This is a genomic window from Amycolatopsis stemonae, from assembly GCF_054781455.1.
On record NZ_BAAGUJ010000023.1, the window covers coordinates 55,217 to 74,155 of the forward strand.

Annotated in this window: 20 protein-coding genes and 1 pseudogene; 13 read left to right on the forward strand and 8 right to left on the reverse strand. The window is 72.6% G+C overall.

The genetic code is table 11. The features are described 5' to 3' along the window. The first annotated feature begins 44 nt into the window (after positions 1-44). Positions 45-959, forward strand: coding sequence for a glycosyltransferase family 2 protein (locus tag ACYVLJ_RS44425; RefSeq protein ID WP_460443228.1), 915 nt, complete (start codon positions 45-47; stop codon positions 957-959). A gap of 77 nt (positions 960-1,036) precedes the next feature. Continuing rightward, entirely contained in the window at positions 1,037-1,690 is a 654-nt protein-coding gene (locus ACYVLJ_RS44430) for a DUF4230 domain-containing protein (RefSeq protein WP_460443229.1), read from the forward strand. On the opposite strand, the gene ACYVLJ_RS44435 is transcribed toward ACYVLJ_RS44430, so the two are convergent. Beyond that, positions 1,687-2,436, reverse strand: a complete 750-nt coding sequence (locus tag ACYVLJ_RS44435; protein WP_460443230.1) for an LLM class oxidoreductase — start codon at positions 2,434-2,436, stop codon at positions 1,687-1,689. The two genes, ACYVLJ_RS44430 and ACYVLJ_RS44435, sit on opposite strands and share 4 nt — an antisense overlap. A 1-nt stretch (position 2,437) precedes the next feature. Further along, positions 2,438-2,587: a hypothetical protein gene (locus ACYVLJ_RS44440; RefSeq protein ID WP_460443231.1), complete on the reverse strand. Its 150-nt coding sequence runs from the start codon at positions 2,585-2,587 to the stop codon at positions 2,438-2,440. Positions 2,588-2,672: 85 nt separating this feature from the next. Here ACYVLJ_RS44440 and trpM point away from each other — a divergent pair, with 85 nt between their 5' ends. From trpM to trpA, 3 genes are all read left to right on the forward strand, one after another. Continuing rightward, positions 2,673-2,837 (forward strand): tryptophan biosynthesis modulator TrpM, encoded by a 165-nt coding sequence (gene trpM / locus ACYVLJ_RS44445; protein ID WP_451976386.1) that lies wholly within the window; start codon positions 2,673-2,675, stop codon positions 2,835-2,837. 99 nt (positions 2,838-2,936) lie between these two features. Continuing rightward, positions 2,937-4,160, forward strand: coding sequence for a tryptophan synthase subunit beta (gene trpB, locus ACYVLJ_RS44450; protein WP_460443232.1), 1,224 nt, complete (start codon positions 2,937-2,939; stop codon positions 4,158-4,160). Then, positions 4,157-4,984 (forward strand): tryptophan synthase subunit alpha, encoded by an 828-nt coding sequence (gene trpA, locus ACYVLJ_RS44455; RefSeq protein WP_460443233.1) that lies wholly within the window; start codon positions 4,157-4,159, stop codon positions 4,982-4,984. Before trpB ends, trpA begins: the two co-directional genes overlap by 4 nt. Here the strand turns inward: trpA and ACYVLJ_RS44460 are convergent. From ACYVLJ_RS44460 to ACYVLJ_RS44470, 3 genes are all read right to left on the reverse strand, one after another. After that, on the reverse strand, positions 4,947-5,906 hold the full coding sequence (locus ACYVLJ_RS44460) for a PALP domain-containing protein (RefSeq protein WP_460443234.1): 960 nt from the start codon (positions 5,904-5,906) through the stop codon (positions 4,947-4,949). The genes trpA and ACYVLJ_RS44460 overlap by 38 nt on opposite strands. Further along, entirely contained in the window at positions 5,903-6,547 is a 645-nt protein-coding gene (locus tag ACYVLJ_RS44465; RefSeq protein ID WP_460443235.1) for a helix-turn-helix transcriptional regulator, read from the reverse strand. Before ACYVLJ_RS44465 ends, ACYVLJ_RS44460 begins: the two co-directional genes overlap by 4 nt. 96 nt (positions 6,548-6,643) lie before the next feature. Next, positions 6,644-7,624 carry a helix-turn-helix domain-containing protein gene (locus ACYVLJ_RS44470; RefSeq protein WP_460443236.1) on the reverse strand — a complete coding sequence of 327 codons (981 nt, stop codon included), beginning with the start codon at positions 7,622-7,624 and terminating at the stop codon, positions 6,644-6,646. Between the two features lie 138 nt (positions 7,625-7,762). On the opposite strand from ACYVLJ_RS44470, the gene ACYVLJ_RS44475 reads away from it, so the two are divergent. The 3 genes from ACYVLJ_RS44475 (at position 7,763) to ACYVLJ_RS44485 (ending at position 10,675) form a co-directional block, all read left to right on the forward strand. Then, on the forward strand, positions 7,763-8,716 hold the full coding sequence (locus tag ACYVLJ_RS44475; RefSeq protein ID WP_451976369.1) for a VOC family protein: 954 nt from the start codon (positions 7,763-7,765) through the stop codon (positions 8,714-8,716). A gap of 82 nt (positions 8,717-8,798) precedes the next feature. After that, positions 8,799-9,986 (forward strand): acyl-CoA dehydrogenase family protein, encoded by a 1,188-nt coding sequence (locus tag ACYVLJ_RS44480; RefSeq protein WP_460443237.1) that lies wholly within the window; start codon positions 8,799-8,801, stop codon positions 9,984-9,986. Next, positions 9,983-10,675 carry an alpha/beta hydrolase gene (locus ACYVLJ_RS44485; RefSeq protein WP_460443238.1) on the forward strand — a complete coding sequence of 231 codons (693 nt, stop codon included), beginning with the start codon at positions 9,983-9,985 and terminating at the stop codon, positions 10,673-10,675. The genes ACYVLJ_RS44480 and ACYVLJ_RS44485 overlap by 4 nt, the downstream gene beginning before the upstream one ends. Here ACYVLJ_RS44485 and ACYVLJ_RS44490 read toward each other — a convergent pair. Together ACYVLJ_RS44490 and ACYVLJ_RS44495 are read right to left on the reverse strand one after the other, a co-directional pair. Beyond that, a complete protein-coding gene (locus ACYVLJ_RS44490) occupies positions 10,587-11,912 on the reverse strand; it encodes an alpha/beta fold hydrolase (protein WP_460443239.1) in 1,326 nt (441 codons plus the stop codon). The two genes, ACYVLJ_RS44485 and ACYVLJ_RS44490, sit on opposite strands and share 89 nt — an antisense overlap. Beyond that, positions 11,909-13,210, reverse strand: coding sequence for an MFS transporter (locus ACYVLJ_RS44495; RefSeq protein ID WP_460443240.1), 1,302 nt, complete (start codon positions 13,208-13,210; stop codon positions 11,909-11,911). The genes ACYVLJ_RS44490 and ACYVLJ_RS44495 overlap by 4 nt, the downstream gene beginning before the upstream one ends. Positions 13,211-13,328: 118 nt before the next feature. Between ACYVLJ_RS44495 and ACYVLJ_RS44500 the strand changes: the two genes are divergently transcribed. Continuing rightward, positions 13,329-14,189, forward strand: a complete 861-nt coding sequence (locus ACYVLJ_RS44500; RefSeq protein ID WP_451976354.1) for a PaaX family transcriptional regulator — start codon at positions 13,329-13,331, stop codon at positions 14,187-14,189. A 127-nt stretch (positions 14,190-14,316) separates the two neighbouring features. After that, a complete protein-coding gene (locus ACYVLJ_RS44505; protein WP_460443241.1) occupies positions 14,317-15,795 on the forward strand; it encodes a glycosyl hydrolase in 1,479 nt (492 codons plus the stop codon). Here ACYVLJ_RS44505 and ACYVLJ_RS44510 read toward each other — a convergent pair. Then, positions 15,792-16,655 carry a DUF427 domain-containing protein gene (locus ACYVLJ_RS44510; protein ID WP_460443242.1) on the reverse strand — a complete coding sequence of 288 codons (864 nt, stop codon included), beginning with the start codon at positions 16,653-16,655 and terminating at the stop codon, positions 15,792-15,794. The genes ACYVLJ_RS44505 and ACYVLJ_RS44510 overlap by 4 nt on opposite strands. Positions 16,656-16,751: 96 nt before the next feature. Here ACYVLJ_RS44510 and ACYVLJ_RS44515 point away from each other — a divergent pair, with 96 nt between their 5' ends. The 3 genes and pseudogenes from ACYVLJ_RS44515 (at position 16,752) to ACYVLJ_RS44525 (ending at position 18,938) form a co-directional block, all read left to right on the forward strand. Then, a complete protein-coding gene (locus ACYVLJ_RS44515; protein WP_460443243.1) occupies positions 16,752-17,252 on the forward strand; it encodes a CGNR zinc finger domain-containing protein in 501 nt (166 codons plus the stop codon). An 11-nt stretch (positions 17,253-17,263) separates the two neighbouring features. Next, a pseudogene (locus tag ACYVLJ_RS44520) lies at positions 17,264-17,842 on the forward strand (MOSC domain-containing protein); the annotation flags it as partial. Positions 17,843-18,071: 229 nt separating this feature from the next. Beyond that, on the forward strand, positions 18,072-18,938 hold the full coding sequence (locus ACYVLJ_RS44525) for a flavin reductase family protein (protein WP_460443244.1): 867 nt from the start codon (positions 18,072-18,074) through the stop codon (positions 18,936-18,938). Position 18,939: the final 1 nt, after the last annotated feature.

Consider the following 18,939-nt stretch of genomic DNA (forward strand, 5'->3'; position numbering starts at 1 on the left):
CTCCGAGGGGGACGGCCCGTCGCGCCTTTGTATGCTGAACTCCGGTGCAGGCGACGGGGGGCCGGCGAGTGCGGATCGTGATGACGTTGCTGGTGCGCGACGAGGCCGACATCGTGGCGGCCACGGTCGAGCACCACCTCGCCGCGGGCGTGGATTTCGTGGTGGCGACCGACAACGGGTCCGTCGACGGCACCACGGAAATCCTCGAACGCTACCGCGACGCCGGTGTGCTCGAGCTGTGGCACGAGCCGGGCCGCGACTACGAGCAGGCCCGCTGGGTCACCGCGATGGCCCGGCGCGCCGCGGAGTCGCACGGCGCCGACTGGGTGATCAACGGTGACGCCGACGAGTTCCTCTGGCCCGGCGCGGCCGCCGAAGCCGGCCGGACGGCCATCGCGGACGCGCTGGCCGCCGTCGACAGCCGGTGCGGCACCGTCGAAATGGTCCGCGACAACCTGGTGGCCGATCCCGCTCGCCGGGGCCCGTGGCCGTCGACGCACGTCCTGCGCGACACCCTGTCGCTGTCGGCGCGGGGCACCCGGATCGGGAACAAGGTGTGCCACCGCGCCGATCCGGCGGTGACGGTCGGCGTCGGCAACCACAGCGCGACCGGTGCCCTGGGCGAGCTCGCCCCCGAGCGGCCGCTGACGATCCTGCACGTGCCCGACCGCGGGCTGGCGCAGTTCACCCGCAAAGTCGCCAACGCGGGAGCCGCGTTCGCCGCCAACACCCGCCTGGACCCGGGCATCGGCTGGCACATGCGCGAGGACTACCGGCTCCTGCTCGACGGCGAACTGGCGCGAACCTGGGCCCGGCGCCAGCCGGACGCGGCCGCCGTCAGCGCCGGGCTGGCCGACGGAACCCTGGTCCGCGACAGCCGGCTCACCGACCGGCTGACCGCACTGCTGCCGACCGCGGTCGTCCCCGCCGCCCTGAAGGACGTCCTGCGCGAACCGTAGCGCCGGCGAGCGCGACCGCCGCCGGGACTGACCTCGGAAAAGCTTGGTTCGCCCGCCGGGTGGGTATTCCTGGCGGCATGGGTGCCTGGGGCAAGCGGCTCGTCGCGTTGGCTGTGGCAGTGGTGGTCCTCGCCGCCGCCGTCCTCGTCGGATCGGCCGTACACCTGTTACCCCAACTGCGGAACCCGTTCGCCGAACACACCGAAGAGCACTCCGGTCCGGTGCTGCTGCAGTCGATCGTCGAGCTTTCGCGCTACGAGGCCGCCAGCGGGTCGTTCCAGGTGGTCGTCGACATCACGACCAGTTCGATCCTGCCCAGTTTCCTCGCGGGCAGCCAGACCCTGTTCATCGGTGTCGGCAAGGACAACGCCTTCGTCGACTTCTCGCGGCTGAAGGGAGACGCGGTCAAGGTCTCCGAAGACCGCCAGTCCGCCACGGTCACCCTGGGGCACGCGCAGCTGGAGCCGGCGACCCTGGACGTGCACGAATCCCGCGTCTACGCGCAACAGCAGGGCCTGTTCACCAAGATCAACGAGTTCCTCGGCGGAAACCCGAACTCCCAGCAGGCCCTGTACGAACTGGCCCAGAAGGAAATCCAGGGCGCGGCCGCGAAGAGCCCGCTGATCGCCGACGCGGAGCGCAACACCCGGACGATGCTGACCGGCCTGCTGCAGTCGCTCGGCTTCAAGAACGTCACCGTGAACTACGCCGACGGCGCCACCGGCCCCTAGGGGTACAGCGCCCGGACCTCCGCGGGATCCGGTCCCTCCGGTCCGATCAGCACGACTGCGTCGTCGAAGCCGGCCTCCGCGTAGCGGTGCAGCACCTCGCGCGCGGGGCCGAGACTGTCCTTTCCGGACAGGGGGACGGCGCACACGACCGCCCGGCGGCCGCCGGCCGCGCGGAACCGTTCGTGGGCGGCGATGATCTGGTCCGCGCCGCGGCGGTACGCGGAGGCCAGCCAGCCGTCGAACTCGCGGGCGGCCCGCTCGACGTTGGCGCCCCACGAGCCGAGCAGCATCGGCGGCCGGCCGGACGCCGGGGGCGGCGCGAGGTCGGCGTGCTCGTCCCGCCCGTGCTCGAGCAGGTCCCGCAGCCGCGGCAGGTTCGCGCGGAAGGTCCGGAAGCGCTCGGCGTGGTCCCGGTCGAAGACGCCGTAGTCAAGGTCGGTCGAGCCGGGGCTGACGCCGAGGGTCAACCGGTCGCCGCACACGGACACGAGCGACAGCACCCGGTGCGCGAGGTCGGCCGGGTGGTGGAGCGGGACCTGCACGGTGGCCGTGCCCAGTTCGACGCCCTCGGTCGCCGTCGCGGCGACCGCCAAGGTGACGAACGGGTCCGGCACCAGAAAGCCGCGCCCGACGATCTGGGGCGTCCACAGGCTTTCGAACCCTTCGCCCGCAAGGCGCCGGGCCCATTCGGCGAGCGCGATCGGCGGGCCCGGGGCCAGGCGGGCGAGCGTCGCTCCCAGGCGCACGTCAGCGGGCCCGGCCCGCGGCGAACCGGGCGTACCAGCGCAGCGCGTCCGGGTCGTCGACGGAGGCGAGGTTCACGGCCTTCTCCAGTTCCCTGCCGGTCAGCAGTCCGTGTAGCGAGGTTAGCAGAGAGAACGGTCGGTATCTCGACACTGGCCCGAACCGGGCCGTGCGGGGCGACCGGGCTCACGCCGAAAACGCTTGCGACGACCATGCGCCGTCGGATTAAGCTGGCCGCGTGCCTCTCACCGTCCGTTTCGCCCGTGGCCGCCGGCCGCGTGGCTGCCAGGCGCCCGCGCGGCGCGTGCGCGGGCGGCGGGTGCGGTACGCGATCGGCTCCGAGGCGGGCCAGGTCGACGGGATGCGATGGCACCGTGCGCCGCGCGTCGCGTGGGGTCGCTGAGGGATCTTCTCCCCGGTGAGCCCGCGGGGTCGTGCGCTCCGGTGATCCCCGACCAGCCACGAACCACCCGGGACGTCCCGGGTCAGGAGCACATTCACCATGAACTTCTTCTTCCCGGCCGCGCCGGGGCCCTTTCCCGACGCCAAGGGGTACTTCGGTGCCTTCGGCGGCCAGTTCGTCCCGCAGGCGCTCGTCGCCGCGGTCGAGGAGGTCGCCGCCGAATACCGGCGGGCGAAAGCGGATCCCGCCTTCGCCGCCCGGTTCGACGACCTGCTCGCCCACTACGTCGGCCGCCCCAGCGCGCTCACCGAGGTGCCGCGCTTCGCCAAGCACGCCGGGGGCGCCCGCGTGTTCCTCAAGCGCGAGGACCTGAACCACACCGGCTCCCACAAGGTGAACAACGCGCTCGGCCAGGCCCTGCTGGCCGTGCGCATGGGCAAGTCCCGCGTCATCGCCGAGACCGGCGCGGGCTCGCACGGCGTGGCGACGGCCACCGCCTGCGCGCTCACCGGGCTCGCCTGCACCGTCTACATGGGAGAGACGGACATGCGCCGCCAGGCGGTCAACGTCGCCCGGATGGACCTGCTCGGCGCCCGGGTCGTCCCGGTGACGTCGGGGTCCCGCACCCTCAAGGACGCCATCAACGAGACCTTCCGCGACTGGGTCGCCCACGTCGAGGACACGCACTACCTGTTCGGCACGGTCGCCGGGCCGCACCCCTTCCCCGCCATGATCCGCGACTTCCAGCGCGTCATCGGCGTGGAGGCCCGCCGTCAGCTCCTCGAGCGGACCGGGCGGCTGCCCGACGCCGCGATCGCCTGCGTGGGCGGCGGGTCGAACGCGATCGGGCTGTTCCACGCCTTCCTCGACGACCCCGGCGTCCGCCTGATCGGCTGTGAAGCCGCGGGCCGCGGCGTCCGCAGCGGGCAGCACGCGGCGTCGCTCTCGGCGGGCGAGCCCGGTGTCCTGCACGGCTCCCGCTCCTACGTCCTGCAGGACGACGAGGGCCAGATCCAGGAGGCCTGGTCGATCTCGGCCGGGCTCGACTACCCCGGCGTCGGCCCGGAACACGCGCACCTGCACGACTCCGGCCGGGCCGAGTACCGCCCGGTCACCGACGACGAGGCGATGGCCGCGTTCCGCCTGCTCGCCTCGACCGAAGGCATCGTCCCGGCGATCGAAAGCGCGCACGCGCTGGCCGGGGCACTGCGGGTCGGCACCGAGCTCGGCCCGGACGCCGTCCTCCTGGTGAACCTGTCCGGCCGCGGGGACAAGGACCTCGACACCGCCGCTGTCCACTTCGGACCGGAGGGCGCGCGATGAGCCTGCTGACCGAAGCCTTCGAAACAGCCAAGAAGGACGGCCGGGCCGCGCTGATCGCCTACCTGCCGGCCGGGTTCCCCACCGTCGACGGCGGGATCGCGGCGCTCCGGGCGGTCCTCGACGCCGGTGCGGACATCGTCGAAGTCGGCCTGCCGCACAGTGATCCGGTGCTGGACGGCCCGGTCATCCAGACCGCCGACGACATCGCGCTGCGCGGCGGCGTCCGGATCGCGGACGTCCTGCGCACGGTCCGCGAGGTCCACGACGCGACGGGCAAGCCGGTGCTGGTGATGTCCTACTGGAACCCGGTGTCCCGCTACGGCGCCGAGCGGTTCGCGCGCGAGCTGGCCGCGGCCGGCGGCTCGGGCTGCGTGCTGCCGGACCTGCCGGTGGCGGAGTCCGCGGCCTGGCGGCGGCACGCGGCGGCGCACGAGCTGGCCACGGTGTTCGTGGTCGCGCCGAGCAGCACCGACGCCCAGCTGGCGGAAACCGCCGCGGCCGGCACCGGGTTCGTCTACGCGTCGGCGCTGATGGGCGTCACCGGCACGCGCGAGGCGGTGGACGAGGCCGCCGCCGTCCTCACGCGCCGGCTCCGCGCGGTCACCGCGCTGCCGGTGTGCGTCGGCATGGGGATCTCGGACGCCCGGCAGGCCGCCGAGGTGGCCGCGTTCGCCGACGGCGTGATCGTCGGTTCGGCCCTGGTCGAGACCCTGCTCGGCGCGCGCGACCAGGCCGCGTTCGAACGGCTCACGGCCCAGCTCGCGGCCGGGGTGCGCACCCCCACGGCTACGAGGCGATCAGTTCCGCGAAGCGCTCCGGGCTGACGTTCCCGCCGCTGAGGATCACGCCGACGCGCCCGGACGCGGCCACCTGGCCGCTGATCAGCGCGGCCAGGCCGGTCGCGCCGCTGGGCTCGAGGACGAGCTTGAGGCGTTCGAACGCGAACCGCATCGCCTCGCGCACGGCGTCGTCGGACACCAGCGCGATGTCGTCGACCAGGTTCCGGTTGATCGAGAAGGTCAGCTCGCCCGGGATCGACGCGGCCTGGCCGTCGGCGATGGTCCGCGGCACGGGGATCGCAACGCGTACGCCGGCGTCGAGGGACCGCTTGGTGTCGTCGCCCTCTTGGGGTTCGACGCCGACGACGCGGATGCCGGGCTGGACCGCCTTCGCCGCGGTCGAACTGCCCGCGATGAGGCCTCCGCCGCCGACCGGCACGGCCAGGGTGTCCAGCGGCCCGGCGTCTTCGAGCAGTTCCAGCGCCGCGGTGCCCTGGCCGGCGATGACGTGCGGGTGCTCGTACGGCGGGATCAGGGCCAGGCCCCGGTCGGCGGCCAGCGCCTCGCCGAGCGCGACCCGGTCGCCGGTGTAGCGGTCGTACGTGACGATCTCGGCGCCGTACCCCCTGGTCGCGTCCACTTTGGACTTCGGGGTGTCCTCGGGGACGAGGATGACCGCGCTGCTGCCGAGCTCGCGGGCGGCGAGCGCGACGGCCTGGGCGTGGTTGCCCGACGAGTACGCCGCGATCCCCTTGGCCAGTTGCTCCGGCGAGAGCCGGGAGGCGGCGTTGTACGCGCCGCGGAACTTGAAGGCGCCGATGCGCTGGAGGTTTTCGCACTTCAGCAGGACTTCGGCGCCGACGAGGTCGTCGAGCGTGCGGGAGCGCACCACCGGGGTCCGGTGGGCGACGCCGGCCAGCCGGGCGGCGGCGTCGCGGATGTCGGCGAGGGTCACGGGCGGGGTCATGCTTCTCCTGGGGCTCGGACGTCGGCGAGGTAGGTGTAGGCGGAGGCGCGGGAGATGCCGATACGGGCGGCGACCTGCGGCACCGCGCCCCGGATGGCGAACACGCCGCGCCGGTGCAGGCTGCGGAAGAGGTCGAGGCGTTCGTCGCGGCTCAGCGCGGCCCACGGCTTGTTCAGGCGCAGCTGGTGTTCGTCGACGATCGCGTCCACGACGGCCTCGACGTCGTCGCCGAAGGTCGTGGTCGGTGTCTCGGCGGCCGTGCCGACGTCGGCGAGCTCGCCGACGAGGGTCCGCAGCTGCCCCAGGGCCGTCACGTCGAGGTTCACGCAGAGGGCGCCGAACACCGAGCCGCCGCTGTCGCGCACCAGCATGGTCGAGGACTTGACGAGCTTCCCGGACGCGGTGCGGGTGACGTAGTTCAGCTGGTCCTCGGCGTCGTCCCCCCGCGCCAGCAGGCCCATGCCGATCTCGCTCATCGACCCGCCGACGCTGCGTTCGGTGACCGACCCGGCGATCGCCACCACCGACGTCTCGGGCCGGCGGAAGTCGTGGACGACGACTTCGCAGAAGGAGCCGAGGGTCGCCGCGATACCGTCGGCGACGGGAGCCAGCGCGGCGAGAATGGCGTCTCGCTCAGACATCGCGCACCCGGCCAAGGGCGTCACCACTGCTCACCAGACAGATTGTATAGCGCCTGGACGAAGAGTCCAGATGACGCGCGTCACCTCGCTTGCCGACTAGGTGACGAGTCCGGTGCACACCGTCTGCCGTCGGTACTCCGCCGGCGTCAAACCCGTCTCCTGTTTGAAAACATGCCCGAAGTGGGACGCACTGGAAAACCCCCACCGAGCCCCGATCGCCGCCGCCGGGACGTGCCTCAGCACGGGGTCGGCCAGGTCGGACCGGCACCGCTCGAGGCGCCGCTCGCGGATGTGGCGGGACACCGTGCTGCCCGTCCGCTCGAACAACGCGTGCAAGGCGCGCGGCGAGAGGAAGTGGGCGGCGGCGATCGGGCCGGGGCCGAGGGCCGCGTCGGTCAGGTGGGCGTCGATGTGGTCGAGGATCCGGTCGAGCAGCTCCTCGTGCGGGGGCCGGGCCGGGACGTGGTGGCCGAGCTCGGCGCGCAGCATCGTGCCGACCAGCGTCATCAGGGACCGGACGGCGGTGGGCCCGTGCACGCCGAGGGATTCGAGGTTGCGGTTGACGCTGAGCACCGCGCTCCACACCGTGTCGGTGAGGCCCGGCGCGCACGCGAACGGCCTCGCCGTGATCTCGGCCAGCGGGTCCTCCTGCCGGGGTGAGATCGCGGTCTTGGGAAAGCGGATGCAGGTGGAGCGGTAGCCGTCGCCGACGGTCAGCGCGGCCGGCTTGCCCGAGTCGTAGAGCGCGAACAGGCCCGGCTCGAGACGGGCGACGCGGCCGTCCTGCGCGATGCGGATCTCGCCGGCCAGCTGCAGGGTGAGCACGTAGAACCCGGCGTCGGCGGGCCGGATCGTCCGGTGGTCGCGGTAGGCGGCGTGCCGGCCGGAGGCCATGTCGACGAAGCTGACCCCGTGCAGGCGCCGGTCCCGGACCCGGCCGGTGAACTCCTCCGGCCGGTCGCAGTCGAATTCGAAGCTCAGCACGCTGCGCCGGACGGCGTCGGCCCAGGACGTGAACGCGATCGGGCGCGGTGCCACGCCGTCGAACTGCTCCGTCAGTGCGGTGAATGACGTCATCGTCGGCTCCACGGTCGGTCCGGCCCACGGTACCAACCGCGCGCTGGTTCGACAGGGTCGTGCGCGCTCGCGCCACCCGCGAAGGCGCGGTATTCCTAGAGTCGGGCCCGGCGGACATCTCAGTGTGGAGGAGCCACCATGACCTTTGTGCAAGGTTCGCACCACGTGACGCTTTCCGTGGCGGACGCGCAGGAAGACGTCGACTTCCACGTCAAGATCCTCGGGATGCGCTTCATCAAGCGCACGGTCCTGTTCGACGGCTCGCTGCCGATCTACCACCTGTACTACTCCAACGCCGCGGGCGACCCCTCGAGCGTCGTGACGACCTTTCCCTGGGCGCAGGCCGGGTTCTTCGGCAAGCGCGGCACGAACCAGGCGCGGGAGGTCCTGCTGTCGGTTCCCGGCCACTCGCTGGACTTCTGGCACGGCCGGCTGAGCGAGCACGGCGTCGAGGTCGCCGACGTCGAGCGGTTCGGCCGGCGCCGGCTCGCGTTCCGGCACCCGTCGGGCATCGAGTACTTCTTCGTCGGCAACGACGGCGACGAGCGCGTCGGCCACCCCGGCCACGGCGTACCGCAGGAGCACGCGATCCACGGCATCCACGGCGTGGGCGTGCACATGGCCACCCCCGACCGGATGGTCGAGTTCGCCGGCGAGTCCTTCTTCGCCCAGGACGGTCTCGCCGAGGAGGGCGACGTCCTCGGGCTGCGGATCGGCGACGCCAAGCACGGCAACCACCTCGAGATCACCGTCAACCGCACCGACGACCAGGGCACCTGGTCCTACGGCGCCGGGACCTACCACCACTTCGCGTGGAACGTGGCCACCCTGGAGAACCAGGACGCGGTGAAGTTCGAGATCGAAGGACGCGGCTACACCGACATCTCGGAGCTGAAGGACCGCAAGTACTTCAAGAGCGTCTACGTGCGCACCCCGAGCGGCGCGCTGTTCGAGCTCGCGGTGACCCACGCCGACGGCGGCTGGACCTGCGACGAGTCCCCGCACGAGCTCGGCAAGCGCTTCCAGCTGCCCGAGCAGTTCGAGCACCGCCGCGAGGAGATCCTGGGCCGGCTGGAACCGATCGACATCTGAGCCGGCCGCGATGGCCGCACCGCACGTCGCCCGGCGGGCACGAGATCCCCGGCCGGATCCGGGCCAAGTGGGGAGGGACCGCATGAACCAGCTGCACGTCAGCGCCGAGTTCGACGCGCTCATGGCGCGGCTCGACGCGATCACGCCCGTCATCGAGGCCACCGCCGAGGAGGGCGAGGCCCTCGGCCGCGTCCCCGACGAAGCCGCCGAGGCCCTGCACGGGACCGGCGTGTTCAGGGTCGGCATCCCCCGCGAGCTCGGCGGCTACGAGTTCTCCCCTCGCCAGGTCATCGCCACGATCGCCAAACTGTCCTATGCGGACGCTTCGGTGGGCTGGGCCGTCATGGCCCTGCAGATGGTCACCGGCACCACGGCCGCCTACCTGGGACCGGAGGCCGCCGCGGACCTCTACCCCGACGCCGGCGCCGGCGGGCACGCGCTCATCGCCGGGCAGGGCACCAAGCTCGGCACGGCCGTCCGGGTCGAGGGCGGCTACCGCATCAGCGGGCACTGGCACTTCGCGTCCGGGATTTCGATGGCGACCCACATCCACACCGCCGCGTTCTGCGCGGAGATGGGCGAGGCGCTGGTCTTCACGCTGCCCAAGGCCCAGGCGCGGCTGATCGACAACTGGGACGTCATGGGCCTGCGCGCGACCAGCAGCCACGACTACGTGTGCGAGGACCTGTTCGTGCCGGAGAGCCACGTGTACGGCATCGCCACCACGGAAACCCGGCACGGCGGCGCGCTCTACCGCATGGGACTGGCCAACCTGGCCGGGATCTGCCACACGGGCTGGGCCCTCGGCGTCGGCCGCCGGCTGCTCGACGAGCTGAAGGCGCTGGCGGCCGAGAAGACCGGCCGTCCGAACGCGACAGTGGACACCCAGCAGTTCTCCGCGGAGTACGCCCAGGCCGAAGCGAAACTGCGCGCGGCACGCGCGTGGGCGGCGGAGGTCTGGGCGGACTGCGAAGCCACCCTGGACCGCGGCGACCCGATGGACACCGAGCAGGAGACGCTGACCCGCCTGATGCTGAACAACGCCACGTGGTCGGTGCACGCGGTGGGCCAGACCGTCTACAAGTGGGCGGGGACGGCGGCCCTGCGGCACGGCACCCTGCAGCGGTTCTTCCGCGACCTGCACGCCGGCACCCAGCACGTCACCTCCGGCCCGCTCGTGCTGCAGAACTGCGGCAAGCTGCTCAGCGGCCTCGCGCCCGGTGCGCGCTGGGTGTTCCTCGACCTCGACGAGCACGCGGCCGTCCGGTGACTCCCGCGCTCGTCGAATGGGGCCTCCCGGCGGACGAGGCCGGGCTGGCGGTGCTCGCCGTGCACGGCCGCGGCCAGGACCCGGCGTTCATGCGGACGACCGCCGAGCGGCTGGGCCCGGTGCCGGTGCGGTTCTTCGCACCGCAAGCCCCGGGCACCACGTGGTACCCGCTCTCGTTCCTGGAACCGGTCGAACGCAACCAACCCGCCCTCGGCCGGTCGCTGCGGACCGTGGCAGCGTGCCTGGACCGGTTGGCCGAGGCCGGTTTCGGCCGCGAACGGGTGGTGCTGTGGGGGTTCTCGCAGGGCGCCTGCCTGCTGGCGCACCTGATGCTCACGGCGCCGCGCCCGGTCGCCGGGCTGGTGCTGTTCACCGGGGGCTACGCGGGCACGGCAGCCCCACCCGTGCCGGACACCCCGGTCCTGCACGGAGTTCCGGCCGTCCTGCGAAGCATCTCTGACGACCCGTGGGTGCCCCGGCACCGGGTCGAGGAGACCGCCGTACTGCTGCGCCGGGCCGGGGCGAAGGTGGATCTGCGCATCGCCCCGGGCACCGAACACGTCATCACCGACGAGGCCTGCGCGGCGGCGGCCGCCCTCCTCACCGCGGTGGCGTCGGGCCGGGATCCGAGCCCACCAGGTGCCCGGGGGCGTACCGCAGGTAGCGCCCGGTCCCGGCGGCCGCGTTGAGCCGTTCGGGTTCGGCGACGTCGCCCCAGCGGCCGGTCGAGATACGGGCCTCGAGGGCGTGCAGCGCGGCGATCGTCTCCGAGGCCTGGAAGGCGCAGTGCCCGGTGCCCTCGACGAACGCCTGCCGCAGCAGGTGCCCGTCGCCCACGCGCCGCGCGTACCAGTTTTCCTGCTCCACGGGCACGAGCTGGTCGGCGATGGTGTGGACGTTCAGCTCGGGCGCCCGCAGGCGCCCGGTCGGCACGGACGTCCGGGCGAGCGTGGCCACCGCACCCGGATCGGCCGTGATGTCCGCGTCCCGGGTCAGCTTCGCCAGGTCGGCGTCGAGGTTCAGCCCCGCGTGCCGGTAGAGGTCCCGGACCTGCGGGAGGTGACTGCTGCGGGCGAGCAGGGCCCGGTAGTCGGTGCCGCGGGTGGCCGCGCTGTTCCCGCCCGCGGCCAGCTCGACCTGGTGCCGGCCCGTCATGACGAAGCCGAGCACGAACCCCGTGAGCGTCTGTTCCTGTTGTGCCTCCTGGGTTTCGTAGTCCCGGGGTGCCGGTGGTGCGGCGCCGGTGTACCAGGTGGACACGTTCATCAGCGCGGCGGCGAGAGCGATCCGCGCCCGGCCGGCGGGCGTGGCCTGGGCGTCGCTCGTCACCTTCGCCAAGGTCGCGGCCGCCGCGGCGGCTTCGTCCTGGCTGCCGTAGCGGACCAGCTTGACCGGCTGCCCGGGCGCGAGCAGGTGCGAGAGCGCGTATTCGCCGTGGAGCTGGTAGTCGTCGAGGTTCAGCGCACCCGCGACCAGCCCGCAGGTCGTGAGCGCGCCGTCGATGCGGTCGTGGCGGTCCTCGGCCTCCCGCGCGCTCACGAGCCCGCCCATCGACGTCCCCCACGCGATGGTGCGTTTCGCCGTTCCGATCCGGGCCTCGAGTTCGCCCAGCGCCGCGAACTGGTCCCCGGCCGCGGACTCCAGCGCCCACCAGGACGGCCCCGAGTAGGACGAGCCGACGAGCGCGTAGCCCTCGGAGAGGAGGGCCGCCGCCGTGGCCCCGTCCGGCGCGTCCTGCGCGACGAGCGGGCCGAAACCGTGGCTGTAGAGGATGATCGTGCCGTTCCACGCCGCCGGGACGTCCGCGACCCAGGTCGCGCCGTCGGGCAGCTGTCCGCTGTGGTGTCCCGCGTCGGCGGCTTCCGCGGGAGAGGCGAGGCCCGCCGCCAAGAGCGTCGCGACCGCCACCGGGATCAGGCGCTTCACCGGTCCGCTCCCACGGCCCGGGTCACGGACGGATCCGCCAGGTCGACCTGGTTGCTCTCGCGCAGGGCGAGCACGCACAGCACGGTGACGAGGCAGCAGGCCGCGATCACCGCGGAGATCACGCCCGTGCCGGCGCCGGCGATCGCCGCGAACACGACGGGAGCGACCCCCGCGCCCAGCCCGGCGATCTGGTAGCCGAGCGACGCGCCCGTGTAGCGCGTGCGGGTGCCGAACAACTCGGTGCACAGCGCGGCCAGTGGCCCGTACATCGCCGGGTGGGCGACCGACTGGCCCAGCACTACCGCGAGCGTCAGCAGCACGGGCGAGCCGCTGTCGATCATGGGGAACAGCAGGAACGCGACCACGCCGGTGGCGATCGCCCCGGCGATGACGACGGGCCTGCGCCCGACGCGGTCGGACAGCGCCGAGTAGCCGATGATGCCGATCACCGCGCCGACCGAGGACACCGTGATCGCGTTGAGCACGGTCTGGCGCGAGAAGCCCGCGTGCACGGCGTAGGAAAGGACGTACGTCGTGAGGGTGCCCTGCGCGACGAAGGCCCCGAAGCCGACGCCGATCGCCAGCAGCAGGTTCTTGGGGTGGCGGCGCAGGACCTCCAGCAACGGCGTGCCGGAGCGCTCGCGGGAGGCCGCGAACACCGGCGTCTCGTCGACCTTCAGCCGGATGAACAGGCCGATCGCCAGGAGCACGACGCTGAGCAGGAACGGCACCCGCCAGCCCCACGCGAGGAACTGCGCGTCGGTGGTCACCGCGCCCATCAGTGTCAGCAGCAGCGTGGAGACCACCATCCCGCTGGGCGCCCCGGCGTTGGTGAAGCTCGCCCACAGCCCGCGACGGCTGGTCGCGTGCTCGGCCGACATCAGCACCGCGCCGCCCCACTCGCCGCCGACGGCGACGCCCTGCAGCACGCGCAGCACGACGAGCAGGACCGGGGCCCAGACGCCGATCTGCGCGTAAGTGGGCAGAACGCCGATCAGCGTGCTCGCGATGCCCATCATCGACATCGTGATCACGAGCATCCGCTTGCGGCCCAGCAGGTCACCGAAGTGCCCGAAGACGATCCCGCCGATCGGGCGGGCCAGGTAGCCGGTGGTGAACGTGCCCAGACTGGCGACCGTGCCGGCCACCGGGTCCAGGTTCGAGAAGAAGACCTTGTTGAACACCACCGCCGAGGCGGTGGCGTAGAGCAGGAAGTCGTAGTACTCGATCACGCTGCCGAAGTAGCTGGACAGCACCGCGCGGCGCAGCTGCGCCCGCGGTCGGAGGTTGTCTGCCATCGCGCCCCTGCCTCGTCGCCGACTGCGCGTGACCCGCGCCACGCCGCGACGAACGTTAAGCACCTTGATGACTGCCGTCAACAGTCTGCCCAACATGGATCAGGCTTATGCTCGCGGAGTGACCGATCTGGCCGTGCCGGCCGCCGCCGAAGGCATCAGCGCCGATACCCCGCGCCCCCAGACGCTGCTGCTCACGTTCCTCGGCGGCCACATCCTCGACCGCGGGATCCACGTCGCGACCGCCAGCGTGCTCGACGTGCTCGAGCGCGTCGGGGTCTCCGAGCACGCCACCCGTTCGACGCTGAGCCGCATGGCCCGCCGCGACCTGCTGCACCGGGTGCGCCGCGGCCGCCACGTCTACGTCGGCCTCACCGACCGGTCACGGGCGATCCTGCACGACGGCGAGCGGCGCATCTGGCGAGCCGGAGCGGTCGAGCGGCACTGGGACGGCACGTGGACACTGCTCGGGTTTTCGATGCCGGAGTCGTGGCAGCGCCAGCGCCACGCCCTGCGCTCCCGGTTGCTGTGGGCGGGTTTCGGCAGCCTGCAGGGCGGGCTGTGGATCGCCCCGGGCCAGGTCGACACGGTCCCCCTGCTCGACGGCCTCGGCGCCGACGGGCACGTCCGGGTCTTCCAGGCCCGCGCGCTCCCGCCCACCGAAGTCGCCGGGATCGTCCGGGAAGCCTGGGACATCGACCAGCTGGCCGGGCACTACCGCGCGTTCCTGGCCCGCTGGCAGGACCCCGAAAGCCAGGCGCCGGACAGCCTCGCCCGCGACCTGCTCCTCGAGTCCGACTGGCTGCGGACCATCCGCACCGACCCCCGCCTCCCCCGCGAGCACCTGCCCGCCGCCTGGCCCGCCGAACCGGCGCAGGAGCTGTTCTACGCCCTCAGCACGGAACTGAAGCCGGCCGCCCGGGCGATCGCCGCGGACATCCTCGACACGATCACCGACAAGCAGGCCGAAGAAGCGCACTGAACCGGTCCCCGGTGATCGGGCAAGGCCGGTTCCTCTTCCTACCCTCACGCACGACGGGATCTTGCCGCCGGGCTCGACGGTGCGTTATTCACAACCTGGAATTCTCCGAGTCGCAGAGGAGCTGCTCGTGAAGAAGGTGCTCGCCGTCGTGGCCGTGGTCCTGCTCGCTCTCGGAGGTCTGGCCGCGCCCGCCGCCGGCGCCGGCGCCGGGGGCAAGAAAGGCGTCAGCGTCAATCCCTATCCCGAGGCCGGGACCGCACTCGGCGATGTCGGGGCCCGGTGGTTCTACGACTGGGCGGCCGATCCGCAGGGCATCGCCCCCGCCAACGGGGCGGAGTTCGTGCCCATGATCTGGGGCCAGGGTTCCGTCAACCAGGACCAGCTCGGCCGCGCGAAAGCGTCGGGCAGCACCCTGCTCGGCTTCAACGAACCCGACATGGCCGGCCAGGCGAACATGTCCGTCGAGACCGCGCTCGCTCTGTGGCCCCAGTTGCAGGACACCGGGATGCGGCTCGGCGCCCCGGCCGTCGCCTATGGCGCGGACGTCGCCGGCGGGTGGCTCGACCGGTTCCTGAGCGGTGCCGCCGCGCGCGGCTACCGGGTCGACTTCATCCCGCTGCACTGGTACGGCGGGGACTTCTCGAGCGCGGCCACCGGGCAGCTGCAGTCCTACCTGCAGAAGGTGCACGACCGCTACCACCTCCCGATCTGGCTGACCGAATACGCGCTCACCGACTTCTCCGGCTCGACACCGCGTTACCCGACTTCGGCCCAGCAGACCGACTTCGTCACGAAGTCCACCGCGATGCTCGAAGGACTTTCGTTCGTCGAGCGGTACGCCTGGTTCTCGCTGTCGACGTCGACGGCACCGACCGGGCTCTACACCGGTGCGACGCCGAACGCGAGCGGCGTCGCCTACCGCGCAGCGGCTCTCACGGCCAAGGCCGCGGCCGACCACACCGTCACCTTCGTGAACCGGTCCGGGCAGAAGCTGTGGCTCGGTAGTTCGGTGAACGCCGACGGCTCGGCCGACTTCACCAGCCTCCCAGCCCTCGAAGACGGGCAGTCCGCGACGGTCACGATCCCCGAGTCGGCCGATCCCGGCCACTGGCGCGGGAAGTTCTTCGGCAGGCAGGGCTGCACCGGGACGTCCGGCCAGGACTTCCACTGCGCCGTCGGCGACTGCGGCGCCTTCGCCGACCACTGCACCACCGGCGAACAGCCCGCCAGCCTCGCCGAGTTCAACTTCGACACCGGCGACAGCCTGGCCCCCTGGTACGACGTCAGCTACGTCAACGCCTTCTCGGTGCCGATCACCATCGAACCCGTCGACGCGAGCGTCCCGCCGGGCTCGACGTCGTGCGGCACCGCCGGCTGCCCCGAGGACCTGCTGCCCGCCTGCCCCGCCGCCTATGTCGTCCACGGCCCGGACGGCGCGCCGGTCAGCTGCGTCAACCCCGACCGCGACGCGCCGACCGACTACAGCGACACGATCAAGTCCCACTGCCCCAAGGCCTACGCGTGGTCCAAACAGGACACCGAGCCCGGCAACCAGACGATGTACCAGTGCGGCTCCTGCCGCGGCTTCACCGTCACGTTCCACTAGCCCGGCAGCAGCAGCTCGTCGGGGTCCAGCCCCCGGTCGATGCCGTGCGGGGTGACGGTCTGGCCCGGCTCGAGAGCCAGCTTCCGCCGGTCGAGGGTCACGTCGACGACGTCCGGCTCGAACGACACGAACCCGGACACCCGCCCGACCTCGGGCCACGCTTCGGGGTACGACCAGGCGGCGCGCTTGCCCGCGCCGACGTCGAAGTAGCCGGCAAGTCCCTTGTACGGGCAGAAAGTCTCGCCCTCCACCGGCGCCAGCGCCGTCATGTCGATGTCTTCGCGCGGCACGTACCAGCGGGGCGCGAAGCCGGACTCGTAGAGCACGACCGGCCGCCGGGTCTCGGCGACGACGCGGTCACCCTCGCGCACCACGAGGTGACGTGAGGTCTGCCGGATGTCGATGCGGTGGTACGGGTCGGCGGCGTGCCCGACGATCCGCTCGTCCTCCTCGTAGAACGCGTCCATCGCCCGCCAGGCGAAGGCGACGCGGTCGCGCAGGACGTCCGCGTGGCCGGGGAGGCCGGGGTAGCGCCAGGCCGCGCGCGGCGCCTGCCGGCCCCCCGCCCGGACGGTGAACCATTCGGCGGGCCCCAGGTCGCGGTGGGTCGTCGTGCGGCCCTCGGCGTCGAGCACGCCTTCGCGGACGTCGGCGAGCGGGAAGTACGCCACCGGGTAGCGCCCGGGCTCGTGCAGGAGGACGACGTCCTCGCTGTCGGCCACCCACTCGCCGCCGAACCGCACGCGCATCCGCCGTCGCAGCGGCTCGGCGAACAGGAGCCGCTCGGGCAGCGGCTGCTCGGCCAGGAAGTGCCCCACCGCCCGCGTGGCCAGGGGTCCTTGCTGCCAGGCCAGTCCCATGACACTCTCCTAACCCTTATGACTTTGTTTGATGGTTAGACATGGAAGCACCCGTGCTATAACCTGTCAAGGACGAGTTGGGAGGTTAGGTTCACGATGACCGACGAGACACTGCTGCTGGACCTGCTGAACACGACGCCGGTGCGCGACGGCACCCCGGAGGACGACCTGGCCGACGAGCGGTCCGGCCGCGCGTGGCTGGCCGCCCACGGCCAGCCGGCCACCGAGGACGAGCACCGCGCACTGCTCGAGGCGCGGGCCGTGCTGCAGGGGATCGTGCGGGGCGACGACGTGCCCGCGTCGGCCGCCCGGTTCGTCGACGCCGTGAGCTACCGGGCGTCCTTCGGCGAAGACGGCGTCGAGTGGGTCCTCGACGTCCCGCCGGGCCGCTCCGCCGCCGCGCGGGCCGTGCTCGCCTGGGACGCGCTCGCCAAGTCGAGCCCCGGCCGGCTGCGCCCGTGCGCCAACCCGGAGTGCCGGCTGTTCCTCATCGACCACAGCAAGCCGAACAGCGCCCGCTGGTGCTCGATGGCGGTCTGCGGCAACCGCATGAAGGCCCGGCGGCACTACCAGCGTTCTCGCACCACGGCGGAGTGAAGGGGACGACCATGGCGCGCTTGGTGTCGCTCAACGTCGGACTGCCGAAGGACGTGGCCTGGCAGGGCCGGACCGTCCACACCGGAATCTTCAAGTACCCCGTCGACGGCAGGCGGCTGGTCCGCCGGCTCAACGTCGACGGCGACGGCCAGGGCGACCTGGGCGGGCACGGCGGCGAGAACCGCGCGGTGCTCGTCTACCAGCGCCGGTCCTACGAGTACTGGCGGGACTTCCTCGGCCGCGACGACCTCGAGAACGGCCAGTTCGGCGAGAACTTCACCGTCGACGGCCTGCCCGACGACGAGGTGCACATCGGCGACCGGTACCGCATCGGCGACGCCGAATTCGAGGTCACCCAGCCGCGCGTCACGTGCTTCCGCGTCGGGATGCGCCTGGGCGAGCCGCGGATGCCGTCCCTGCTCGTCGCGCACCACCGGCCGGGCTTCTACCTGCGCGTCATCACCGAAGGCCACGTCCGGGCGGGCGACGAGATCGTCCGCACCCGCCGCGGCCGGCACGAAATGAGCGTCGCGGACATCGACGCGCTCCTCTACCTGCCGGACCGCGACCAGGCCGCGCTCCGCAAGGCCGTCGACATCCCCGCGCTCAGCCCCGGCTGGCAGTCGTCGTTCCGCGACCTCCTCGCCTCGCGGCCCGCCGCCGCACCGACCGGGTGGCGCGGCTTCCGGCCGCTGCGCGTGGTCCGGACGGTGCCCGAAAGCCCGGCCGTGACGTCGATCCACCTGGCCGCCGACGACGGCGCGCCACTCCCCCGGCCCGAGCCCGGGCAGTACCTGACCCTGCGCGTCCCCGGCGCCGGTGACCCCGCTCCTGTCCGGAGCTATTCGCTGTCGGCGGCGCCGTCCGAGCACGAGTACCGCATCAGCGTCAAGCGACGGTGTCGTCAGCAGCTACCTCGCCACGCGGCTGACCGCGGGCGCGGTCGTCGACGTCGCGGCCCCGCGCGGCGACTTCGTCCTGGCCGACGGCGACCGCCCGGTGGTGCTGCTGTCCGCGGGCATCGGCATCACGCCGGTGCTGGCGATGCTGCACGCGCTCGCCGCGAGCCGGTCACGGCGGGACGTCCGGTGGGTGCACACCGTCCGCAACGCCGAGGAGCAAGCGTTTGCGGCCGAGGCGCACGAGCTGGTGGCCGGCCTGCCGCACGGCCGCGAACACGTCGGCTACACCGCCGAAACCGGCCGCCTGACGCTCGCCACGTTGTCCACTTTGGACCTTCCGGCCGACGGGGACGCGTACCTCTGCGGCCCGGACGCGTTCCTGACCGCGATGCGCGAAGCCCTGGTTGCCCTGGGCTTCGACCCGGCGCGCGTCCACAGTGAACTGTTCGGCGGGGTGTCCGCGATCAACCCCGGGCTCACCGGCGTCGTCCGCAAGAAACCGCACGCCCCGGACGGCGCGGAGGGGACGGGACCGGCGGTCACGTTCGCCCGCAGCGGCCTCACCGTGCCGTGGAGCGAGCGCTACCCCACCCTCCTGGAGTTCGCCGAGGCGTGCGACGTGCCGACGCGCTGGTCGTGCCGGACCGGCGTCTGCCACACGTGCGTGACCCCGGTGCTTTCGGGCCGGGTGGAGTACGCCCCCGACCCGCTCGAGCCCCCGGCGGCGGGCGAGGCACTGGTGTGCTGCGCCCGCCCCGGAGAGGACGTCGTCCTGGACCTCTGAC

Coding starts and splice junctions, on each gene's coding strand:
- ACYVLJ_RS44475 (WP_451976369.1), top strand. CDS start 7,763: ATGACCTTTGTGCAAGGTTCGCACCACGTGACGCTTTCCGTGGCGGAC.
- ACYVLJ_RS44510 (WP_460443242.1), bottom strand. CDS start 16,655: ATGGGACTGGCCTGGCAGCAAGGACCCCTGGCCACGCGGGCGGTGGGG.
- ACYVLJ_RS44470 (WP_460443236.1), bottom strand. CDS start 7,624: ATGACGTCATTCACCGCACTGACGGAGCAGTTCGACGGCGTGGCACCG.
- ACYVLJ_RS44515 (WP_460443243.1), top strand. CDS start 16,752: ATGACCGACGAGACACTGCTGCTGGACCTGCTGAACACGACGCCGGTG.
- ACYVLJ_RS44460 (WP_460443234.1), bottom strand. CDS start 5,906: ATGACCCCGCCCGTGACCCTCGCCGACATCCGCGACGCCGCCGCCCGG.
- ACYVLJ_RS44495 (WP_460443240.1), bottom strand. CDS start 13,210: ATGGCAGACAACCTCCGACCGCGGGCGCAGCTGCGCCGCGCGGTGCTG.
- ACYVLJ_RS44480 (WP_460443237.1), top strand. CDS start 8,799: ATGAACCAGCTGCACGTCAGCGCCGAGTTCGACGCGCTCATGGCGCGG.
- ACYVLJ_RS44430 (WP_460443229.1), top strand. CDS start 1,037: ATGGGTGCCTGGGGCAAGCGGCTCGTCGCGTTGGCTGTGGCAGTGGTG.
- trpA (WP_460443233.1), top strand. CDS start 4,157: ATGAGCCTGCTGACCGAAGCCTTCGAAACAGCCAAGAAGGACGGCCGG.
- trpB (WP_460443232.1), top strand. CDS start 2,937: ATGAACTTCTTCTTCCCGGCCGCGCCGGGGCCCTTTCCCGACGCCAAG.
- ACYVLJ_RS44465 (WP_460443235.1), bottom strand. CDS start 6,547: ATGTCTGAGCGAGACGCCATTCTCGCCGCGCTGGCTCCCGTCGCCGAC.